Raw genomic sequence first — 2,481 nt, 5'->3', positions numbered from 1 at the left:
ATATTCATTTGGATGCAAGCTAGCATTAATGTCCATGATTTGAATACCATCATTGCTTCGTCGAGCTACTTGTGTACCTAGCACACTGATCACATTTTCAATTTCTAAATTACTCTTTTCAGTAATCACACGTACTCGACCTAGTTTTGGTGGAGTCCAATCTAATGATAAAAAATTCATCCCTGCAGGCTGACGATCAACTGGCGTAGTACTATTTTTACTAAAATCCTGCATGCCTTGTTCACCAAAATGAAGGGCTATTACATCTTGATTTTGGTTCATCGACTTATTTCCTTGGGTAGTATTATTTGCGGGCTTACAAGAAGTTAAAAAGATGCATGTAATAATGCAGATAAATAAAGATAAATAGTTTTTCATGATAAGTTTCCAGCCTTGTCTAGCATCACACCTTCCCTTCATTACTACTTGAATGTATTTTAAAATCGGCTTTGCTATTTCCCCATTTAGAAATGGTTTTCAATTCTTGTTGTAAAAATGGCCGACCTTTTTCATCAAGCATTAAACGGTGATATTTTTCAGCTGCTTTACCAATCCATTTCATACGACTATCATAATCTTCAGCAATCGTATCCTTGAGAGGAGCAATATAAACATCCTCTTTTAGCTCTACTAATTGATCAGCTTTACTACCTGTGTAATTACCAAACCAATTCTTTTTTACCGCGTCTACACTATAATCACTTGATAAAACAAGTGTAGCATCTGGCATACCTATAAACCAACGTTGCATCCACGCGCCAAATTTAACTGATGTATTTTCCCAAACAACAACTTGAAGAATATTATGTTGCTCCTGTACAGCAATAAACATTAAATGCGCAAATAAATCATCTTTAGCAATTTTAAATTTTTTTTGTTCACTTTTTTCATTCGCAAAAGCTTTCTCAATTTCAGGTAATAGAGCAAAAGCCTTTCTAATTTCTTTCGTCACCTTTAAATTTTTAATACTCGGTAAACACGATGACCATGGCAAATTCATTAATGCTGGCTTAACAAATTTGAAAGTACTAGTATCTCGCGTACCTTTACAACTCTTAAAAGATTCTGAAGATGCACTCCAAGCTAAATGCCAAGGAGCAATATCCATAAACAACCACAAATTGCCACGAGCAAAAAGATTTATAGCCTCTTGTACACCGGCATTATAGCCAAGCAGACTCCCCCAATGCTTGAATATAGTTGCAACTGTTTTTGAGGCAAAAGCTCCTAAGCCCATCCAATAATATCGCCCCAAAAGGTTCTTATTCCCACCGAGCTCTATTTCTAAAAATATTTTGGCATATACAGAGGCGATTCTTCTTGCTCTAGCCTCATATCCTGGCTCAAGTTTATAGTTATTCGCTTTTTGTAAGTTAGATAATCTCTTGATCGCTTCTTGCTGGTATATTTCCCAAAATGTCAAACAGTCACAGTGAGCGTCCTTACAACTATGTTCACTTATGTTCGTTTTACTATTCCAATCTAAACTGTTAGACATTTTTACTTCCTTGCGCTGGATCTACCCAAACTTCCGTTTCATCTACTGTTTCTAGATCCAACCATAACAAATCCAGCTTAAGACCCTGTTCTTTAGGGCTATGTATTTCTTTGGTTTGACCTTTCTTATCTGCGTTAGCAAAAATTTCTTTACCTTCAGAAGATATCTTGTAATCAACAAATGAAAGTGGTTCACCAGAAGGTAATAACATCTTGAACCTCTCATTATAGGCTTCGTAAGCGGGTAACCCTTGAAGGTTCATGCCTACTTCAGCTCCCCCCATAAACAAATGCTGCCCAGCCTTCACTTCAAACTTGCCGCCCGTAGTCATAAAAATGCCCGAACCAGTAATTTTGACTTGAGAGCCACCTGCGGTGAGCACAATTTCTTTGGCTGCTGTCGCCTCAATTTTGTCTTCGGTCGAAATCACCTGAACAGCTTTACGGGCAATTAAATCTGCTCCATCGCCTTGTGCTTGTATCTCGACTTTACCTTTGCCTGCATAGAGTCTTGCACCTTCTTGAGCCGCAAAAAGGCTGATTTTATTTTGAGCGTGTGTAATCAGGTTCTTTTGGGTAGACAGGTTAATGCTGTCTCCGGCAGTTTGGTTTAGCTGCCCATCTGCGCTTAAGTGAATGTCTTCGTTACTGCTCAGCGCGATGCTATTTGGGCTCGCCAGCAACATAATCGCCTCTTTAAAGGTTTTGGCTTTTGCGTTGTCTTGCTGCTCAAGTTTTTCAATAAAAGATTTTAGGTTTTCTAAATTTTCTAAAGGGTCAGTTTGCTGATTTTTGGCAACTTCACTAAGTGCCTTGGCATTGTTAAGCCCGCCTTCAATTTGTTGTTTGGCCTCAGCTGCCTCAAGGTGTACACCTTGAGCTTGGTCTTGTTTATGAGTACTAACGAGTAAGCCACTGCCTGCCCGTACCGCGCCCCACTGGTCAGTTCTGAGTTCAAAACCTTCACCACGACCATCGCTTTCT

2 protein-coding genes and 1 pseudogene are annotated in these 2,481 nt (G+C 39.1%); all 3 read right to left on the bottom strand.

The window, feature by feature from the left end:
- Positions 1-378, bottom strand: a pseudogene (locus tag UC75_RS22145) (hypothetical protein); the annotation flags it as partial.
- 25 nt (positions 379-403) lie between these two features.
- Positions 404-1,498: a DUF2515 family protein gene (locus UC75_RS16525; protein WP_049838210.1), complete on the bottom strand. Its 1,095-nt coding sequence runs from the start codon at positions 1,496-1,498 to the stop codon at positions 404-406.
- On the bottom strand, positions 1,491-2,481 hold a 991-nt coding region (locus UC75_RS22140; RefSeq protein ID WP_228137451.1), incomplete at its 5' end, for a DUF2345 domain-containing protein. The genes UC75_RS16525 and UC75_RS22140, both read right to left, overlap by 8 nt.

The organism is Acinetobacter sp. V2, assembly GCF_001188385.1.
Lineage (GTDB): Bacteria > Pseudomonadota > Gammaproteobacteria > Pseudomonadales > Moraxellaceae > Acinetobacter > Acinetobacter oleivorans.
Note: the sequence above shows the minus strand (reverse complement) of the source record. Positions and strands in the feature narration are given on the sequence as shown.

Excerpts from the sequence above, each read along its gene's own strand:
- UC75_RS16525 (WP_049838210.1), bottom strand. The coding sequence starts at position 1,498 with ATGTCTAACAGTTTAGATTGGAATAGTAAAACGAACATAAGTGAACAT.